Source organism: Arthrobacter sp. P1_A5, from assembly GCF_056406825.1.
Map to the genome: position 1 here is coordinate 49,716 of NZ_JBFTZL010000004.1, position 16,745 is coordinate 66,460.

At 67.3% G+C, this 16,745-nt stretch carries 19 protein-coding genes and 3 tRNA genes; 3 read left to right on the plus strand and 19 right to left on the minus strand.

Going from position 1 to position 16,745, the window contains the following annotated elements; translation table 11 throughout:
* The 4 genes from AC1D1S_RS02190 to AC1D1S_RS02205 form a co-directional block, all read right to left on the minus strand.
* Window positions 1–780 carry an enoyl-CoA hydratase gene (locus tag AC1D1S_RS02190; protein ID WP_223914579.1) on the minus strand — a complete coding sequence of 260 codons (780 nt, stop codon included), beginning with the start codon at window positions 778–780 and terminating at the stop codon, window positions 1–3.
* 69 nt (window positions 781–849) lie between these two features.
* Window positions 850–1,809, minus strand: coding sequence for a 3-hydroxyisobutyrate dehydrogenase (gene mmsB / locus AC1D1S_RS02195; protein ID WP_476993614.1), 960 nt, complete (start codon window positions 1,807–1,809; stop codon window positions 850–852).
* Window positions 1,802–2,941 (minus strand): enoyl-CoA hydratase/isomerase family protein, encoded by a 1,140-nt coding sequence (locus tag AC1D1S_RS02200; protein WP_476946812.1) that lies wholly within the window; start codon window positions 2,939–2,941, stop codon window positions 1,802–1,804. The genes mmsB and AC1D1S_RS02200 overlap by 8 nt, the downstream gene beginning before the upstream one ends.
* Window positions 2,941–4,440: a CoA-acylating methylmalonate-semialdehyde dehydrogenase gene (locus AC1D1S_RS02205; protein ID WP_028277451.1), complete on the minus strand. Its 1,500-nt coding sequence runs from the start codon at window positions 4,438–4,440 to the stop codon at window positions 2,941–2,943. The genes AC1D1S_RS02200 and AC1D1S_RS02205 overlap by 1 nt, the downstream gene beginning before the upstream one ends.
* 131 nt (window positions 4,441–4,571) lie before the next feature.
* On the opposite strand from AC1D1S_RS02205, the gene AC1D1S_RS02210 reads away from it, so the two are divergent.
* The gene (locus AC1D1S_RS02210) at window positions 4,572–5,378 is read left to right on the plus strand and encodes an exodeoxyribonuclease III (protein ID WP_476942639.1); all 807 of its coding nucleotides are present in this window, start codon (window positions 4,572–4,574) and stop codon (window positions 5,376–5,378) included.
* Between the two features lie 31 nt (window positions 5,379–5,409).
* Window positions 5,410–6,321: a DUF8083 family protein gene (locus AC1D1S_RS02215; protein WP_243181377.1), complete on the plus strand. Its 912-nt coding sequence runs from the start codon at window positions 5,410–5,412 to the stop codon at window positions 6,319–6,321.
* A gap of 16 nt (window positions 6,322–6,337) precedes the next feature.
* Here AC1D1S_RS02215 and AC1D1S_RS02220 read toward each other — a convergent pair whose 3' ends face one another.
* The 14 genes from AC1D1S_RS02220 to AC1D1S_RS02285 form a co-directional block, all read right to left on the minus strand.
* Window positions 6,338–7,405, minus strand: a complete 1,068-nt coding sequence (locus AC1D1S_RS02220) for a LacI family DNA-binding transcriptional regulator (RefSeq protein WP_476993615.1) — start codon at window positions 7,403–7,405, stop codon at window positions 6,338–6,340.
* Between the two features lie 108 nt (window positions 7,406–7,513).
* The gene (locus AC1D1S_RS02225) at window positions 7,514–7,768 is read right to left on the minus strand and encodes a hypothetical protein (protein ID WP_243181375.1); all 255 of its coding nucleotides are present in this window, start codon (window positions 7,766–7,768) and stop codon (window positions 7,514–7,516) included.
* Between the two features lie 10 nt (window positions 7,769–7,778).
* Window positions 7,779–8,678, minus strand: a complete 900-nt coding sequence (locus AC1D1S_RS02230) for a carbohydrate ABC transporter permease (RefSeq protein ID WP_476993616.1) — start codon at window positions 8,676–8,678, stop codon at window positions 7,779–7,781.
* Entirely contained in the window at window positions 8,675–9,712 is a 1,038-nt protein-coding gene (locus AC1D1S_RS02235) for a carbohydrate ABC transporter permease (RefSeq protein ID WP_476993617.1), read from the minus strand. Before AC1D1S_RS02235 ends, AC1D1S_RS02230 begins: the two co-directional genes overlap by 4 nt.
* Before the next feature lie 7 nt (window positions 9,713–9,719).
* Window positions 9,720–11,003 (minus strand): ABC transporter substrate-binding protein, encoded by a 1,284-nt coding sequence (locus tag AC1D1S_RS02240; protein WP_476993618.1) that lies wholly within the window; start codon window positions 11,001–11,003, stop codon window positions 9,720–9,722.
* 196 nt (window positions 11,004–11,199) lie between these two features.
* On the minus strand, window positions 11,200–11,811 hold the full coding sequence (locus tag AC1D1S_RS02245) for a hypothetical protein (RefSeq protein ID WP_459383680.1): 612 nt from the start codon (window positions 11,809–11,811) through the stop codon (window positions 11,200–11,202).
* Window positions 11,808–12,467, minus strand: coding sequence for a DUF6286 domain-containing protein (locus tag AC1D1S_RS02250; protein ID WP_243181371.1), 660 nt, complete (start codon window positions 12,465–12,467; stop codon window positions 11,808–11,810). Before AC1D1S_RS02250 ends, AC1D1S_RS02245 begins: the two co-directional genes overlap by 4 nt.
* Window positions 12,464–12,847 (minus strand): hypothetical protein, encoded by a 384-nt coding sequence (locus AC1D1S_RS02255; RefSeq protein WP_476993619.1) that lies wholly within the window; start codon window positions 12,845–12,847, stop codon window positions 12,464–12,466. Before AC1D1S_RS02255 ends, AC1D1S_RS02250 begins: the two co-directional genes overlap by 4 nt.
* A complete protein-coding gene (locus AC1D1S_RS02260) occupies window positions 12,844–13,035 on the minus strand; it encodes a hypothetical protein (RefSeq protein ID WP_243181369.1) in 192 nt (63 codons plus the stop codon). The genes AC1D1S_RS02255 and AC1D1S_RS02260 overlap by 4 nt, the downstream gene beginning before the upstream one ends.
* On the minus strand, window positions 13,035–13,553 hold the full coding sequence (locus AC1D1S_RS02265) for an Asp23/Gls24 family envelope stress response protein (protein WP_476993620.1): 519 nt from the start codon (window positions 13,551–13,553) through the stop codon (window positions 13,035–13,037). Before AC1D1S_RS02265 ends, AC1D1S_RS02260 begins: the two co-directional genes overlap by 1 nt.
* A 194-nt stretch (window positions 13,554–13,747) precedes the next feature.
* Window positions 13,748–14,221, minus strand: coding sequence for a hypothetical protein (locus AC1D1S_RS02270; RefSeq protein ID WP_476993621.1), 474 nt, complete (start codon window positions 14,219–14,221; stop codon window positions 13,748–13,750).
* Between the two features lie 230 nt (window positions 14,222–14,451).
* Window positions 14,452–14,527, minus strand: a tRNA-Phe gene (locus tag AC1D1S_RS02275).
* Window positions 14,528–14,575: 48 nt separating this feature from the next.
* Window positions 14,576–14,649 (minus strand) — tRNA-Asp (locus AC1D1S_RS02280).
* Between the two features lie 105 nt (window positions 14,650–14,754).
* Window positions 14,755–14,827, minus strand: a tRNA-Glu gene (locus tag AC1D1S_RS02285).
* Between the two features lie 201 nt (window positions 14,828–15,028).
* On the opposite strand from AC1D1S_RS02285, the gene AC1D1S_RS02290 reads away from it, so the two are divergent.
* Entirely contained in the window at window positions 15,029–16,048 is a 1,020-nt protein-coding gene (locus AC1D1S_RS02290; protein ID WP_476993622.1) for a PHP domain-containing protein, read from the plus strand.
* A 98-nt stretch (window positions 16,049–16,146) separates the two neighbouring features.
* Here AC1D1S_RS02290 and AC1D1S_RS02295 read toward each other — a convergent pair whose 3' ends face one another.
* Window positions 16,147–16,692 carry a methyltransferase family protein gene (locus AC1D1S_RS02295; RefSeq protein WP_476993623.1) on the minus strand — a complete coding sequence of 182 codons (546 nt, stop codon included), beginning with the start codon at window positions 16,690–16,692 and terminating at the stop codon, window positions 16,147–16,149.
* Between the last annotated feature and the right edge of the window lie 53 nt (window positions 16,693–16,745).

A 16,745-nucleotide genomic window follows, 5' to 3' on the forward strand; every position in this document is an offset into this window, starting at 1 on the left:
CTAGCGGTGGTTGAACTCCGGCTGCCGCTTCTCGGTGAAGGCGGCCATGCCTTCCTTCTGGTCCTCCGTGGCGAACAGCGAGTGGAACACGCGCCGTTCAAACAGCACGCCCTGGGCAAGCCCGGTCTCAAACGCGGCGTTCACCGCTTCCTTGGCCACCATCGCCACCGGCTTGGATTTGGACGCGATCACCTCGGCGGCCTTCAGCGCCTCCTCGACGACGTCCGCGGCGGGGACCACCCGGGACACGAGGCCCGCGCGTTCGGCCTCCTCGGCGTCCATGAAGCGGCCGGTCAGGATCATGTCCATCGCCTTGGACTTGCCCACTGCCCGGGTCAGGCGCTGCGAGCCGCCCATGCCGGGGAGCACGCCAAGGTTGATTTCCGGCTGGCCGAACTTGGCGTTGTCCCCGGCGATGATGAAGTCGCACATCATCGCCAGCTCGCAGCCGCCGCCGAGCGCAAAGCCGGACACGGCTGCCACGACGGGGATGCGGAGCCGGGTGAAGTCTTCCCAGCCGCGGAACCAGTCCGCCGCGTACATGTCCATGTAGCCCTTGGACTGCATTTCCTTGATGTCCGCGCCGGCCGCAAAGGCCTTCGCCGAACCGGTCACCACCACGGCACCGACCCCCGGGTCCGCGTCCATCCCGGCGACTGCCTTCACCAGCTCGTCCATCGTGGCCTTGTTCAGGGCATTGAGGGCCTCGGGCCGGTTGAGCGTCACGAGGCCCACGCGGCCGCGGCGCTCCACCAGGATGTTTGCGTACTGTTCCGTCATGGGTGGTCCCCTTAGGTGGTGCTGGTCTGGTTCTGGTTCTGATGTTGCGCGTTGGCTTCGGTCCGAAAACTAGTGCCCGGCCGTGCCTGCCTCGGATTTGCCTGCTTCCGACTTTTCCCGGATGTCGGTGATGATGCCGGAGAAGTCCCGGCCGGCACCGCCTTCCGCGGCAAACGTATCGTAAATTTCGGCCGCGAGCGGCCCGAGCCGGGCCGCGACGCCGGTGCTCTGCAACGCGTTGAGGGCCAGGTTGAGGTCCTTTGCCATGAGCGCCCCGGCGAAGCCCGGCTGGTAGTCCCGGTTGGCGGGGCTCGTCGGGACCGGACCSGGCACCGGGCAATWGGTGGTSAGCGMCCAGCAYTGKCCMGASGMGGYGGARGCGACGTCGAACAGCGCCTGGTGGGTCAGGCCGAGCTTCTCGCCCAGCACAAAGGCCTCACTGACGGCGATCATCGAGACGCCCAGGATCATGTTGTTGCAGATCTTGGCCGCCTGGCCGGCACCGTGCGCGCCGCAGTGGACCACCCGCTTGCCCATGACTTCCAGCAGGGGTTTGACGGCCTCGAAGTCCTCGGGAAGGGCACCGACCATGAACGTGAGCGTGCCGGCTTCGGCGCCCACCACGCCTCCGGACACGGGGGCGTCGACGGCGCGGTGGCCAGCCGCGACCGCGAGTTCTGCGGCCTCGCGGGCCTCGTCCACGTTGATGGTGGAGCAATCCAGGAACATGGTGCCCGGGGCGGCGGCTTCGAGCAGTCCGGGCGCACCGCCGGCACCGCGGTAGGCGTCAAGGAGGTGCTTGCCGCTGGGCAGCATGGTCAGCACGACGGCGGCGCCCGCCACCGCCTCGACAGCCGTCCCGGCAGTGGGAATGCCGTGCTCCCGGGCGGCGTCCAGAGCCGCCGGCACGACGTCGAAGCCGGTCACCCGGTAGCCGGCCTTGACCAGGTTGACGGCCATAGGGCCGCCCATGTGGCCCAGGCCGAGGAAGGCGATGGTGCCGGTAACCGGGGCTCCTGCGTCAGACATGGTTCTTCTCCTTGTTCTTCTCCGCGTTCTTCTCCTTCGGAGAGAGTTTTAGTTCGCGCCCGCCCAGCGGGGCGAAGTAGGCCGCGACGTCCGTCCCGGTGACCTCGGCGAGGGTGGCGGGTTTCCAGCGGGGATTGCGGTCTTTGTCCACCACCTGGGCGCGGATGCCTTCGCGGAAGTCCGGGCCGTCGAGGAAGCGCAGGCCGACGCGGTACTCCTGCTCCAGCGCCTGCTCCAGGCTCAGGCCGCGGACCCGGCGCAGGGATTCCAGCGCCACCTTGACCGCCGTCGGCGACTTGGCCTCGATGGTGTCCGCGGCTGCGGCGGCCTCCCCGGCCGCCTCTCCACCAAAGGCCCGCAGCCGGCGCAGGATTTCCCCGGCGTCGTCGCTGGAGTAGCAGGCGTCGATCCATTCCTGCTGTGCGGCCAGGGCTGAAGCCGGTGCCGGTTCGGCAAATCGGGCGACGGCGGCCTCCGCCTCCTCGGTTTCGAGCGCTGCCGCCAGGTCCGGCAAACGGCCGGAGGGCACGAAGCAGTCGGCGAGGCCCAGGAACAGCGCGTCCGCGCCGCTCAGATGGGCTCCGGTCAGGGCCGCATGGGTGCCGGTCTCCCCCGGCGAGCCGGCGAGCAGCAGGGTGCCGCCGACGTCGGGAACAAACCCGATCGTCGTTTCGGGCATGCCCGTGCGGGTGCGTTCGGTGACGATCCGTACGGAGCCGTGGGCCGAGATCCCCACGCCGCCGCCCAGCACCAGCCCGTCCATGAACGCGACGTACGGCTTGGGGTATTCGGAGATGAGCAGGTTCAGCCGGTACTCGACCGCCCAGAAGTCCGCGGTGGCGTCCCCGCCGTCGAGCATGTCCCGGTAGATGGCCACGATGTCCCCGCCGGCGCAGAGGCCCCGGTCCCCGGCGCCGCGGACCAGTACCGCGGCCACGGCGTCGTCGTCGGCCCAGAGCGTGAGCTGTTCGAGCATCGCGGCGGCCATGCCGGCCGTCAGGGCGTTGACGGCCGCGGGCCGGTTGAGCGTCACGACGCCGAGGCGGCCGCGCCGTTCAAACGTCACTTCCCCGGCCAAGGGTTCGCCGGCCGCTGCTCCACTGTCCGCCACCCGCGCAGCCTCCGCCCCCATCAGCTGCCTTCCGGCATGATGAAGCTGGCGCCCTGGCGGATACCGGACGGCCAGCGGCTGGTGACCGTCTTGGTCTTCGTGTAGAAGCGGAAGGCGTCGGCCCCGTGCTGGTTGAGGTCGCCGAATCCGGACGCCTTCCAGCCGCCGAAGGTGTAGTACGCAATCGGCACGGGGATGGGGACGTTGATGCCCACCATGCCCACCTGGACCCGGCTGGCGAAGTCGCGGGCGGCGTCGCCGTCGCGGGTGAAAATGGCCACGCCGTTGCCGAACTCGTGTTCGCTGCAGAGCCGCAGGGCCTCATCGTAGTCTTCGGCGCGGAGCACGCTGAGGACCGGGCCGAAGATTTCCTCCTTGTAGATCTTCATGTCCTTCGTGACGTTGTCGAACAGCGTGGGTCCGACCCAGAAGCCGCCGTCGTAGCCTTCCACCTTCAGGCCGCGGCCATCGGTCACCAGGCTGGCGCCTTCCTCGACGCCGGAGGCGATGTAGCCTTCGATCCGGTCCTTTGCGGAGGCCGCCACCACCGGGCCGAAATCGGAATCCTTGGCGAGGCTGTGGCCGACCTTGAGGCCGGCGATCCGCTCCTGCAGTTTCTCCACGAGGACGTCCGCGGTCTTCCGGCCCACCGGAACGGCCACCGAGATCGCCATGCAGCGCTCGCCCGCGGAGCCGAAGCCTGCCCCGATCAGGGCGTCCGCGGCCATGTCCAGGTCCGCGTCGGGCATGATCACCATGTGGTTCTTGGCGCCGCCGAAGCACTGCGCGCGCTTGCCGTTCGCCGCGGCGGTGGCGTAGATGTACTGGGCAATGGGCGTGGAGCCGACGAACCCGATGGCCTGGACCCGGGGATCCTCCAGCAGCGCGTCCACCGCTTCCTTGTCCCCGTTGACGACGTTGAAGACGCCGTCGGGGAGGCCCGCCTCGGTGAAGAGCTCGGCCAGCCGCAGCGGCACGGAGGGGTCACGTTCGGAGGGCTTGAGGATAAAAGCGTTGCCGGCGGCGAGAGCCGGCCCGGACTTCCACAGCGGGATCATGGCCGGGAAGTTGAACGGCGTGATGCCGGCAACGACGCCGAGGGGCTGGCGCATCGAGTGCACGTCGACGCCGGTTCCGGCGTTGTCCGAGAACTCGCCCTTGAGCAGGTGCGGGGCGCCGGCGGCGAATTCGACCACTTCGATGCCGCGCTGGATGTCACCCTTGGCGTCCGGGAAGGTCTTGCCGTGCTCGGAGGACAGCAGGGTGGCGAGTTCGTCCATGTGCTCGTTGACCAGGTCCACGAACTTGAGCAGGATCCGGCCGCGGCGCTGCGGATTCATCGCGGCCCATTCCACCTGCCCCTTTTCGGCGCTGGCGATCACGTTGCGCACTTCCTCGGTGCTGGCCAGCGGCAGCCGGGCCTGGACCTCGCCGGTGCAGGGATCATAGACGTCGCTGAACCGGCCGGAGGTACCCTCAACCCGCTGCCCGTCAATGTAATGGGATAGTTCTCGAACCATGACCGAATGCTCCTTTGCATGTGACCTAGATCATCTCTTCAGCCGAATATACTCGGACTTCCTACTAATTTCCAGAGGACGGAGCCGGCCGGCGGCTTCGTCCGGGGGCCAAGTTCGGTAAGTTAGGGACTGTGAAGATTGCTACCTGGAATGTGAACTCGCTCCGTGCCCGCGCCGACCGTGTAGAGTCCTGGCTTCAGCGCACGGACTGCGACGTCCTGGCCATCCAGGAAACCAAATGCAAGGACGAGAACTTCCCCTGGGAGCTCTTCGAGAACATGGGCTACGAGGTGGCGCACTTCGGCCTGAGCCAGTGGAACGGCGTCGCGATCGCCTCCCGGGTGGGACTCGACGACGTCGAACGCACCTTCCTGGACCAGCCCGTGTTCGGCAAGAGCGGCAAGGACGCCGTGCAGGAAGCCCGCGCCATCGGCGCCACGTGCGGCGGCGTCCGGGTCTGGAGCCTCTATGTCCCGAACGGCCGCGCCCTCGACGATGAGCACATGCCCTACAAGCTCAACTGGCTGGACATCCTGAAAACCCACGCCGGCACCTGGGTCAAGGAGGACCCCCAGGCGCAGATCGCGCTGATGGGCGATTTCAATATCGCGCCGCAGGACGATGACGTCTGGGACATCGACTTCTTCCGCGCCAACGCCATGACCCACGTCAGTGAACCTGAGCGGGCCGCCTTCCACGCCTTCGAGGAGGCCGGCTTCCAGGATGTCGTCCGCCCGTACACCCCGGGGCCCGGCGTCTACACCTACTGGGATTACACGCAGCTCCGCTTCCCGAAAAAGGAGGGTATGCGGATCGACTTCATCCTCGGCTCCCCGGCCCTGGCGGCACGGGTCACCGGTGCGATGATCGACCGCGAGGAACGCAAGGGCAAGGGCGCCTCGGACCATGCCCCGGTGATTGCGGAACTGGCGGACTAATGGCTGCCGGCCAGGGAAGCGTCGTGATCCAATGACGGGGAGCATCTACCACGGACAGTCCGGGCTGCCGTTCTCTTCCGCGCTCCGGATCTACGAGCCCCTCGAGGCGTTCCCCGAACAGCAACGGAAGACCCTGGAGGCCGCCGGCGCCGGCCAGGCGTCCCGCGCCGCTGTGGAGAACGCCGAGCTGCTGGCGTCCCTGGGCCGCATCACCCGGCCCGACGGGGATCCGTTTCCCACCGGCCGGACCGATCTGGTGCGCGTTGTCGCGGTCCCGGCCAGGCGGGCCCCGTCCGGCGCAACGCTCGACGCCGTCAAGTCCGGGACAGCGGCCGCCCCGCAGCCCGACCGGTTGCTGTACTGCCCCAGCCAGCTGGTCCTCCGCGCCGGGCTGGCCGCCAATGCCCTGATGGAAGGCATCCACGGGCCCCTGGCCCAGCTGCTGATCCCGGAAGAACAGCGGGACAAACACCAGGAACGCATTGATGAGGTGCGCGCCCACGATGGCCTGAGCCGGGTCCACACCAGGGCGTCCACGTGGGGCATTCCGTTCAGCTGGTTCTGCCTGTTCCAGGAATCGGATCCCACCGACGTCGTCGAAGCCGACGGCCACATTGTGACGGTCCGCATCCGCGCCGGCATCGGCAACGCGCTGGAGCGGGTGAGCTACGCGGTGGCGCACCTGGCCCTCGCCGCGCCCGATCTCGACATGCTTGAGGATTTGACCCAGCTCACGGAATGGCTCGAGCTCTTCCACCCGGACTCGGCAGTGGAACTCGACTACGGCGGGGTGGCTGACAAGGTTTATCCGGATGATTCGCCGCTGGACGTACGCCTCGGCATCGAGTGCTTGGCGGAGGGGGACATGACCGGCGCCGCCGCGGCCTACCGCCGGCTGGCCTCGCGTTGGGTGCCAATCCGCCAGCTGGCCCGCGCGTCCTAGCCCGGCCCGAACGCCGCTAGCGGAGCCGCGCGGACTGGCGCAGCGGCGGCGCCGTCGTCGTCCGGATAATCAGCCGGTGCGGCGCCACAGCCGACTGCACGGAGCCGGAAATGCCGTCGAGCTCGTCCAGCAGCATTTTGGTGCCGAGTTCGGCCTGCTGGTCCGGGCGCTGCCCGACTGTGGTCAGGCCCATGGCCTCGGCGAAGTCGTGGTCGTCGATGCCGATGACCGAGAGGTCCTCCGGGACGCGCACACCGGCTTTGTTGGCCTCGAAGATGATGCCCATGGCCATCTCATCGGAGGCGCAGAAGATTGCTGTGGGCTTGGGACCGTCGGCGGCCCAAAGGCGGCGGAATGCCTCCTGACCGCTGCGCACGGTGAAGTCCCCCCAGAGGTCCCATTCGGCCCGGACGGGCAGCCGCGCCTCGCCCATGATGTCGTGGAAAGCCTGGATCCGGACCCTGGGGACGTCGAAGTTGAGGTCGGTTTCGTCGTCGCCGTGCAGGAGCGCGATGTCCGTGTGGCCCAGCCCGATCAGGTGGCGCACTGCGGTGGCGGCCGCGGCGTAGTCGTCGATGCCGATGTAGGGGCACTCCTCGACATGACCTCCCACCACCACCAGCGGGATGTCGATTTTCTGGAGATGCTCGATTTCCTCGTGGGTGAGCGCCATGCAGAGGACCAGCAGGGCGTCGATCTGCTTGTAGACCATGGTCTTGCTGAAGAGCCGCTCACGGTGGCTGCCGTGGCCGCCGAGGTTGAAGAGGGAAAGGTTGTACTGCCGGGAGTGCAGTTCCCGGTCGGCGCCCTCGATGGCCTTGGAGAAAAACCAGCGGCTGACGAACGGGGCCAGCACGCCGATGGTTTTGGTCCGGCCCGTCGCCAGGCCGGACGCCGAGGACGACGCGACGTAGCCCAAGGATTCGGCGATGCCGAGGATCTTCTCGCGGGTTGCCGGGGAAACACGGGGCAGTCCCCGGACGGCCCGGGATACGGTGGCCGTKGACACGCCCGCWGCGGCGGCGACATCCTCAATGCTGACSCCSGWGTGGCCGCCGCGCTGCGCCCGTTCCGTCCGTGCCACCTGTGCCCCCTAATTAACGGTCCGTGGAAGCCTGGCGGCTGCCCGCAGACGTGTTTCGCCCGCCTCCCCCGGCGGCTGAATAATCCTGCCCGGCTGCTGCCCGGCTGCCTAGCCGCGCCGGCTGGCCGTCCGGCGCGGCAAACGCCGGCGCAGCCGGATCATCCCGTAGAGGGCCAGGAGCATGGCGAGYAGGCCCAGGGCCCAGAAGAGGGCCGGCTGGGCGGTCACTTCCATCCAGACAGTGACCACCAGCAGCACCACGGCCCAAAAGCCGAGGAACCCGATGATGATGTCGAAGTCCTCGCCGGAGCGCACCTTTCGACGCGTCGCCGGCACGTGGCCCTGGTTCTGCTCGTCAGTCATCACGCCTCAGTCACTTAACCGCGCCGGCCGTGAGGCCCGCGACAATCTTACGCTGGAACACCAGCACCAGGATGACCAAGGGAATGGTCACAATGGTGCCCGCAGCCATGATCGCGGTGTACGGAATCTGGTTCGGCTGCGCACCGGCGAAGCTGGCAATGGCCACTGTGACCGGCTGCGTYGCGTCGGACGAGAGCTGGCTGGCGATCAGGAATTCATTCCACGAGGAGATGAASGCCAGGATGGCSGTSGTGAAGATGGCCGGKGCGGCCAGCGGCATGATGACCTTCCGGAAGGCCTGTCCCTGCGTGCAGCCGTCCACCCGGGCCGATTCCTCSAGCTCCCACGGCATCTCCCGGAAGAAGGASGTCATGGTGTAGACCGTCAGCGGCAGCACGAACGAGATGTTCGGGATGATCAGGGCCTGGTAGGTGCCCATCCAGCCGATGTTCGTGAAGAGCTGGAACAGCGGGGTGATGAGGGCGACGCCGGGGAACATGGAAGCSCCSAGGATGAAGCCCAGCACRAGGTACTTGAACTTGAAGTTCAAGCGGGCCAGKGCGTAGGCGGCAAACACGCCGATCACCAGCGACACCASGGTGACGACGGTGCCGATGAACAAGCTGTTCAGCAGTGCCTGGCCRAAGTGGTTGCCGAAGGASGTGTCGAAYGCCGTCCTGAAGTTGTCCAGCGTGATGTGRGTCGGCAGGATCGAGGTGTCGTAGGTGTAKCCGACGTCGCGGAACGCCGTCACCACCATCCAGTAGGCCGGAGCCAGGCACCAGAASAGGATCACGACCGCRCTGATGTAGGTCCGGCTCTGGGCCCACTTCTCGCGGTTCTGSGCRRCCTTCCGCCCCCGGTCCTGCTCKGCGCGCAGCTCGGTTGCGGCGCTCGTCGCGGCGGTCATTTCTTCCCCTTACCTGCGCCAGTCTGCTGCTCCACGACGTTCGCTCCGAGGAAGCGYACGAAGATGAAAGCCACCAGAAAGATGATGATGAACGTGATGGTGGACAAAGCCGCCGCCGCGTTGAAGCCCTGCCTGATCTGGTTGATCACCAGGATGGACAGCGTGGTGGTGTTGTTCGCWCCGCCGGTCAGGATGTACGGGAGGTCGAACATGCGCAGCGCGTCCAGGGTGCGGAACAGGATGGCCACCATGAGCGCCGGYTTCACCARCGGCAGGGTGATCATCCGGAACCGCTGCCAGGCTGAGGCGCCGTCGACCTTGGCCGCCTCGTACACTTCCGCGGGAATCATCTGCAGSCCGGCAAGAATCAGCAGCGCCATGAACGGCGTGGTYTTCCAGACGTCCGCGATGATCACGGCCCACCTGGCCGGCCATTCGCTGCCGGTCCACAGGACGGACGTGTTGAAGAGTTTGTTGCCGATGCCTTCGAAGGCGAAGATGAACAGCCACAACTTGGCCGTCACGGCGGTGGGGATGGCCCACGGCACCAGGACAGCCGCGCGGACCAGGCTGCGGCCCCGGAAGGCCCGGGCCATGATGACGGCCATCCAGAAGCCGAGCACTGTCTCCAGGGCCACCGTGACGATGGTGAAGAAGAACGTGGTGCCGGTGGCGGACCAGAACTGCGCGCCCAGGGTTCCCGGCGGGCAGTCCACGGTCCCGCCGTCCGGAGCCGGGCATTGCTGGAAGATCCAGTTGTAGTAGTTGGAGAAGCCGGCCGGGCCACCCTCAACGAAGAGACCCGTAGCGGGGTCCAGACCGGCATCTTTTTGGAATGACATCACAATGGCGGTGATGATCGGATACACGATCACTACCGACAATGCGAGGATGGTCGGCGCCAGGAGCCAAGCTGCCCAGCGCCCCTGCGTCGCGATGCGGTTGTCCTCCCCAACACCCTTGGGTGCGTGGTGGATCGGTGCCCCGCCCGACGTCGGTGCCTTGACCGACGTCGGGCCTACTTCAGTTGCCATGATGGACCTACTGTCCCGCGCTAGCGGACTCGATGGACTTCTGCATGTCGGACAGGGCCGCGTCTACAGTCTTCTCGCCCTTGATGGCCGAGTACGCGTTTTCCTGGATGGCCTTGGTGACGGCCGGGTAGAACGGGGTGACCGGGCGCGGCACGGCGTTCTCGATCGAGGTCTTCAGGACCGGCAGGTACGGCAGCTTGGCGACGAGCTCCTTGTCGTCGTAGAGCTTGCCGAGCACCGGTGCGAGCGAACCCTGCGTGGCGAAGAACTTCTGGGTTTCTTCGGTGGTGAGGAACTTCAGGAAGTCCACTGCGGTGGCCTTGTTCTTGGAGTAGACGCTGATCGCGGCGCTGTGGCCGCCGAGGGACGAGGCGCCCGGACCGGTCTTGCCGGGGAGTGCGGTCATGCCCAGGACGTCCTTGACCTTGGAGGAGCCTTCAGTGGTGGCCAGGTTGTAGACGTAGGGCCAGTTGCGCAGGAACAGCAGCTTGCCGTCCTGGAATGCCTGGCGGCTTTCCTCTTCCTGGAACGTGATGGCTTCCTTCGGGATCGAGCCGTCTGCGTAGGCCTTGGTCAGGTTGGCCATGCCGGCCTTTGCCTCCGCGGTGAGCAGGTTGGGCTTGCCATTCTCGTCCAGCACGGCTCCGCCGGCGGAGTTGATTGCCTCGGAGGCGTTGACGGTGAGCCCCTCATATTTCTTGAACTGGCCGGAGTAGCAGCCRATGTTGTTGGYCTTGGCGATGGAGCACATGCTCATCATCTCGTCCCAGGTCTTCGGGGGCGTGGGGACCAGGTCCTTGCGGTAGTACAGGATGCCGCCGTCGGATGATTCCGGTGCCGCGTAGAGGGTGCCCTTGTAGGAAGCGGCATCAACCGTCGGCTTCAGCATGGCCGAAGTGTCCAGCGCCATCTTGTCCTTGAGCGGCTGCAGCCAGCCCTTGGCGGCGAATTCGGCGGTCCAGACGACGTCAACGCTCGCGACGTCGTAGCCGGGGTCCTTGGCCTGGAAGTGCTGGACGAGGTCGTCGTGCTGCTGGTCGGCCTGGTCGGTCTGCTCCTTGAAGGTGACCTTTTCGTTCGGGTGGGCGGCGTTCCACTTGTCGATCAGCGGGCGGACCACGTTGCTGTTGTCCTTGCCCTGAACGTAAGTGATGGGGCCGCGCCCGTCCAGGCCCTGCGAGGCGGCGTCGCTGCCGCTGGTAGTGCCGCCCCCTCCGCCGCCACACGCCGAAAGGGTAATAGCCAAAATGCCTGCCGTTGCGACGGGAAGTAGGAAATTGCGGGTTTTCATACTGGAGTGCTCCTCGCTGAGTACCGGTGAAAAACGGCCGTACTGATCGTGTGCCGACCATCACAGTAATCAACAGGTACCCCGAATGCAAGCGTTTACATCAAACCTTTATGCAAAGGAGATCCCGTGGCCCGTCGGCCGGCCGGCCGACCCGCGGCGCGCCTGCCGGGAAGGCTGCCTCAGCCTCACGGCCGGCTCAGCGGACCCGCTCGGAACGGCCGAACCGCGACCGCGCGCCGGATCCGATGTGGATCAGCACCGGCGTGCGTTTGCCGATTACCGCGTCGAGCGCCTCTACCAGGGCGGAAACTTCGGCGGCGAGCCGGTGCGGGGCAACACCCTGGCGCGGTTCCACCCGGATCTTGAGGGCCGGCTCCCCGCTGATTTTGTAGGCGGCTACCGTAACGCCGGCCAGGTCGGGCCGGTCCGCGAGCGCTGCGCGGAGCGTCTGCTCCGCCACGCCGCCGCTGATTCCGACGTTGCCGGGCACTTCACCCGGGTCCTCCTCTGCCACGAGCAGGCTGGTCCGGCCCGTACCCTGTTGGGCAATCCAGGCGATCATCAGGCCCATCACCACCAGCAGCGCCAGGCAGATGACAAGCCACAGCCAGCTCCCCTGGCGGCGGGGGAATTGCGTCCGTTCGAACAAATCGAGCCAGAAGCTCAGGACACCGCCGGCCCACTCATGCCACCACACGCCGACAGCCGGGACGCTCGCAAGCAGTATCAGGAGGACGCCGATGGCGAGGAGGAGGATGCCAAGGATGCCGATCAGTACGCGGTTCAGCGCCCGGGGGGTGTTGTTCATGCCCCCACCACCCCGGCTGTGGATACCTGGATCCGCACTTCCGGCATCGGCCAGGGGCCCATTTCCTCCACTTCCCGGCGCACAGCCTCCAGGACGGCGTCCGGGCGCAGCGGCACACCGGAGGTCGGCCGGACGTTGACCGTGATCCGGTTCCGCGACACGACCACCATCACCTGTTCCTTGGCCACGTTGGCGGCCAGCCGGGCCCGGCGCGCCAGGGCAGCGGCGATCACCTCATCGTCCACCACGACGGCGGCCCGGCGGTCCGGGAGCAGGTGGCGTGCCCGCCGGCCGGGCAGCACGGCATTGAGGAAGAAGAACAATCCGGCCATCGCGATCACAGCGCCCGTGACGCCGAGCAGAAGCGGCGGGATTCCCGCCGGGAGCGCTACTACCCGCTCGGCCGCGGTCTGCGGATCCACGAGCCACGGCGGCTGCCCGATGGCACGGACCCCCGTCTCAAGCAGCGCATAGCCGAACAAGGCCATGACCAGGCCGGCCGCGATCACGGACACAACAGCGCGCGATGTGTGCGTCTCCCGTTTCACTATCCGGCCCATGCCCGCGGCGCCGGAACCCAGCGGCGCGCTCCCCGGCACCGCATCGGTGTCGTGCCCGGCGGAGTCGATTCCGGCGTTCTGGGTGTCCTGGCTCAATGTACCCGGCCTCCCCCGCGCACGGCGGCCCCGCTGATGCGGATGTCCACCCGGCTCAGCTGCGCTCCGGTCAGTTCCGTCACGCGGTGCAGAATCTCGGCCTTGGCGGCGACGGCACGCTCCCAGATGGAACCACCGAATCCGGCGACGCGGCCGGGGTCCCGGACCACAGCGGTGAGGTTCGGGACCGCGACGGGCATGACAAGCGACAGCGCGAGCAGCCCGTCATCGTCCGACCAGTCGGCGCGGACGTCGTGCGCCGGGACACCGAGGGCGTCCCCCGCGGCCGCCCGGGCCACGCTCGTCAGGGCCTGGGTGCTAATGCGGTTGTGCCCGGCCATCGCGGTGCCGGGGATCGGCGCTTCAGCCGTGATGCTCATGAGGAGGAACGCCGGCCTGTGAGGGCGTCAAACACGCTGCGCAGGTCCAGCTTCCCCTCTGCGGCCCGGCCCAGGAGGGCGCCGATGGCCATGAAGAACAGGGCGCCGAGGAAGCCCCAGGCACCGAACTGAAAGGACATGAAGGCCACGAAGGCGCCCATGGCGATTCCCACTACCGTCAGACTCATTAGATTGCCTCCCTGACTGGCCGGGMCTCGGCGGACGCGGCCGGTTTGGCCGGGCCGGGCACATAAACGTCGTTGATCTCGATATTGACCTCGATCACTTCGAGACCCACCAGTTCCCCGACGGCGGCGTAGACGACGGCGCGGACCTGGTCCGCTAGGGCCTGCAGGGGGGTGCCATACACCGCAACAAGATCGATGTCGACGGCGGCCTGCGTTTCGCCGACTTCCACGCGGACGCCCGCTGCGTGATCGGCGTTGCCGACGGCGTCGCGGATGGCCCCGAGGGCGCGTGAGGGTCCTGAGCCCAACGAATAGACGCCGGGCACCGATCGGGCGGCGATGCCCGCGACCTTGGCGACGGCGGTTTCCGCTATGACCGTGCGGCCGGTGCCGGCCGGCGCGGACAGACCGTCCGCAGGACTGACCAGGGCGCCGGGACCGGGCTGACCTGCTGCGAGGCCGGCAACGTGTTGACCGGCCGCGGGACCGGCGACGGGTTGAGAATTCTGGTATTCCATAACGCACTCCCCCTTCTCTTTGACACAACCCTAGTCCCTGCCTGGGGGCCCGTGGGGGAATCTTGCGGCGCCATCCCACAGTCCACGCAGGTGGGGGCGGGAACGGGCGGCCCGCGTTGGGGACAAGGCCGGCCGTTTGTCGGCTGCGGGATGTCAGCCGCGAGCCGACGCGGGCGTTGGCCTGGCCGAACCCCCTACTTGCAGTTGATGGCGATCCAGGTCGTGACCGGCGCCATGGCGGCCTGGAGCTTTCCGCTGGAGAAGACCGTCTGGTCGGTGACGCCGGCAACGGCCACCTCCTTGAGGTTGGCGAAGTCGGCCTTGAGGCTGTCCGGGACGCGTTCGGCCGTCTCGGCCAGCTCCGTTTTGAACTGTTCCAGTTCCGCCGTCTTGCCTTGGGCGGCCGACAACGGAAGGAGCGTGGCGCCGGTTGCCTGCTCCGAGATCTTGGAGCAAGCCTCGGCGGCGCTGGTGAAGCCGCCGAACGGTCCCGAGGTTCCGCTGGGGCTCGGCGTGGCGGACGCCGAAGCAGTGGACTCGCCCCCGGCGGACGTGCCCGCGGCGGACGAAGGCGCGCTGCCGGCCTGCGGGGCCGAGCACCCGGTTAGCGCCAGGGCTGCGAGGAGGGCGGTTGCGGCGAGAGGACGGGCAATATTCTTCGAAGTCACGTTGCAGAATCACTTTTCGGTTGAGGTTGCGCCGCCCGCCCGGACCGGGCTGCCGGCGGCTTTGGTGTTCTTTCCCCAGCGTGCGAGTCTAGCCCGGCCGGCTGGACGGCCCCCAAACGGTCGCCGCCGTCGCCCGCCCCTCGCCGCCCGTCTCCCCCGTCGATAAAGCGGAGCAGGAGATGGTGTTAAAGAAGAAAAGCACCAGTTCTCAAAGAACTGATGCTTCCCAGTGGTGGCTCCGACCGGCGTCGATCCGGTGACCTTTCGATTTTCAGTCGAACGCTCTACCAACTGAGCTACAGAGCCTAGGTGACATGTCACCTTGAAGGCCGGAATTTCTTCCGGCAATCAGAGCGACCCTGACGGGACTTGAACCCGCGACCTCCGCCGTGACAGGGCGGCGCGCTAACCAACTGCGCTACAGGGCCTTGCTTGTTTACTGCTTGTTCTTGCTGTCTGCGATATCGCTACCGCAGATTTTCAAGGCCTTTAGCCTACCAGACTTTTTTACCCGGTTTGACCAGTTCCTTGCGTACCCCCAACGGGATTCGAACCCGTGCCGCCGCCGTGAAAGGGCGGTGTCCTAGGCCGCTAGACGATGGGGGCCAGGACGCCATCCGGTGAAACATATCAGGGCAAAAATTAAGGGCCGAAGCCTGTCRTTTTTGTCCTTTCGGGTTCCTCCGAACTGGACTATAAAACTATAAGGGCAGACCCCCGGATTATCCAAAATCGGCCCCTCCCGCCGATACAAAAGCCGGGCCAAGATGGGGGCGGAGCCGGGCAGAGTGGGTGCAAGATGGACTGATGGATGCCGTTGATGCCCTCAATGAGATTGCGTTCTGGCTCGAACGCGGGCTCGCCCCCACCTTCAAGATCCAGGCGTTCCGCAAGGCGGCCGGGATTATCGGCGCCCTGGACTCGGAGGAGGTCGCAGCGCGGGCACGCAACGGCCGGCTCAAGAGCATGAAGGGGATCGGCGACAGAACGTTCGACGTCATCCGGCAGGCGGTCGACGGCGGCGTGCCCGACTATCTTGAGGATCTGCGCCAACGCGGGCAGCAACCCCTGGCGACCGGCGGGGCCGAACTGCGCTCGGCCCTCCGCGGGGACCTGCACAGCCACAGCGACTGGTCCGACGGCGGATCCCCGATCGGACTGATGGCTGACGCCGCCCGGACACTGGGCCGGGATTACCTCGCCCTGACGGACCACTCCCCCAACCTCAAGATCGCCAACGGCCTGAGCGCCGAACGCCTTCGGGAACAACTGGACGTTGTTGCGGACATCAACGCGGACGGCGGCGACTTCCGCCTCCTGGCCGGGATTGAGGTGGACATCCTGGAGGACGGCACCCTGGACCAGTCCCCGGAGATGCTGGACCGGCTGGACATCGTGGTGGCGAGCGTCCACTCGAAGCTCCGCTCCGACCGGAGCACCATGACCGAGCGGATGCTGGGCGCCATCAATGATCCGCACACGAACGTCCTCGGCCACTGCACCGGCCGGCTGCTGCAGGGGTCGAGGGGAACCCGCCCGCAGTCCGAGTTCGACGCCGCGCGCGTGTTCGCGGCGTGCGCCGGCAATAATGTGGCCGTCGAAATCAATTCCCGCCCCGAACGGCAGGATCCGCCGGACGATCTGATCCGGCTGGCCCTCGATGCCGGCTGTCTGTTCAGCATCGACAGCGACGCCCATGCGCCGGGCCAGCTGGATTTCCTGCAGTACGGTGCCGAGCGCGCGGCCTCGAACGGGGTTCCCGCCGAGCGGATCGTCACCACCTGGCCGCTGGATCGGCTGCTGGAGTGGGCCGGAAGCGGCAAATAGCGGCCGGACAGCTGTCCTGGGCCGGGCCCCAGTGCTACCCCAGCCCGGGGATGCCCAGCCCGCCAATGCCTGCCCGCCGAGGCCCAGACCGCCAACGCCTAGGGCCGGGACGGCTCCGGTCCTTCGGGCCGCCACGGCGTGGACCTGGGCAGCCAGCGCGGGACGTTGCTGCGGTATTCCTCGTACGCCGCACCGAACTTCCGGGCCAGTGTGGGCTCCTCGTACTGCCGGACGAAAGCCACCACCGGGATGGCGCCGATGCCCAGGGCCAGGAAGAGCTTCGGCTGCCCCAGCAGAAGCCCCTGCCCCGCGACGGCCGCGGCAATGGACACGTACATCGGATTCCGCACGTACCGGTAAAGGCCGCCAACCACCAGTTGCCTGGGCGGGGCAAATGGCGCGGGGGTCCCGATGCCCTCGACGGCGAAATGCACAAAGGAGTTCGCGATGACGGCGGCGCCCGCACCGATCATCATGGCGCCCGCGATCTGCGCGGGCACCCCGCCGGGGACCGGGGACTCCACTTTCCAGCGGGTCAGCAGCCACGGCACCACACCGGCGGCGGTTGCGGGGGCGATGGCGAAGACGGCTGTGCCGATGGCTGCACGCCGTCGTTCGCTGGCCGAGGCTGCGGATGCTGTCATACCAGCCATCGTGACCCCGCCACGTTGAACGGACAAGGGCCCACCGGCCTAAC

Excerpts from the sequence above, each read along its gene's own strand:
- AC1D1S_RS02295 (WP_476993623.1), bottom strand. The coding sequence starts at position 16,692 with ATGACAGCATCCGCAGCCTCGGCCAGCGAACGACGGCGTGCAGCCATC.
- AC1D1S_RS02255 (WP_476993619.1), bottom strand. The coding sequence starts at position 12,847 with ATGAGCATCACGGCTGAAGCGCCGATCCCCGGCACCGCGATGGCCGGG.
- AC1D1S_RS02215 (WP_243181377.1), top strand. The coding sequence starts at position 5,410 with ATGACGGGGAGCATCTACCACGGACAGTCCGGGCTGCCGTTCTCTTCC.
- AC1D1S_RS02290 (WP_476993622.1), top strand. The coding sequence starts at position 15,029 with ATGGATGCCGTTGATGCCCTCAATGAGATTGCGTTCTGGCTCGAACGC.
- AC1D1S_RS02260 (WP_243181369.1), bottom strand. The coding sequence starts at position 13,035 with ATGAGTCTGACGGTAGTGGGAATCGCCATGGGCGCCTTCGTGGCCTTC.
- AC1D1S_RS02190 (WP_223914579.1), bottom strand. The coding sequence starts at position 780 with ATGACGGAACAGTACGCAAACATCCTGGTGGAGCGCCGCGGCCGCGTG.
- AC1D1S_RS02200 (WP_476946812.1), bottom strand. The coding sequence starts at position 2,941 with ATGGGGGCGGAGGCTGCGCGGGTGGCGGACAGTGGAGCAGCGGCCGGC.
- AC1D1S_RS02245 (WP_459383680.1), bottom strand. The coding sequence starts at position 11,811 with ATGAACAACACCCCCCGGGCGCTGAACCGCGTACTGATCGGCATCCTT.
- AC1D1S_RS02205 (WP_028277451.1), bottom strand. The coding sequence starts at position 4,440 with ATGGTTCGAGAACTATCCCATTACATTGACGGGCAGCGGGTTGAGGGT.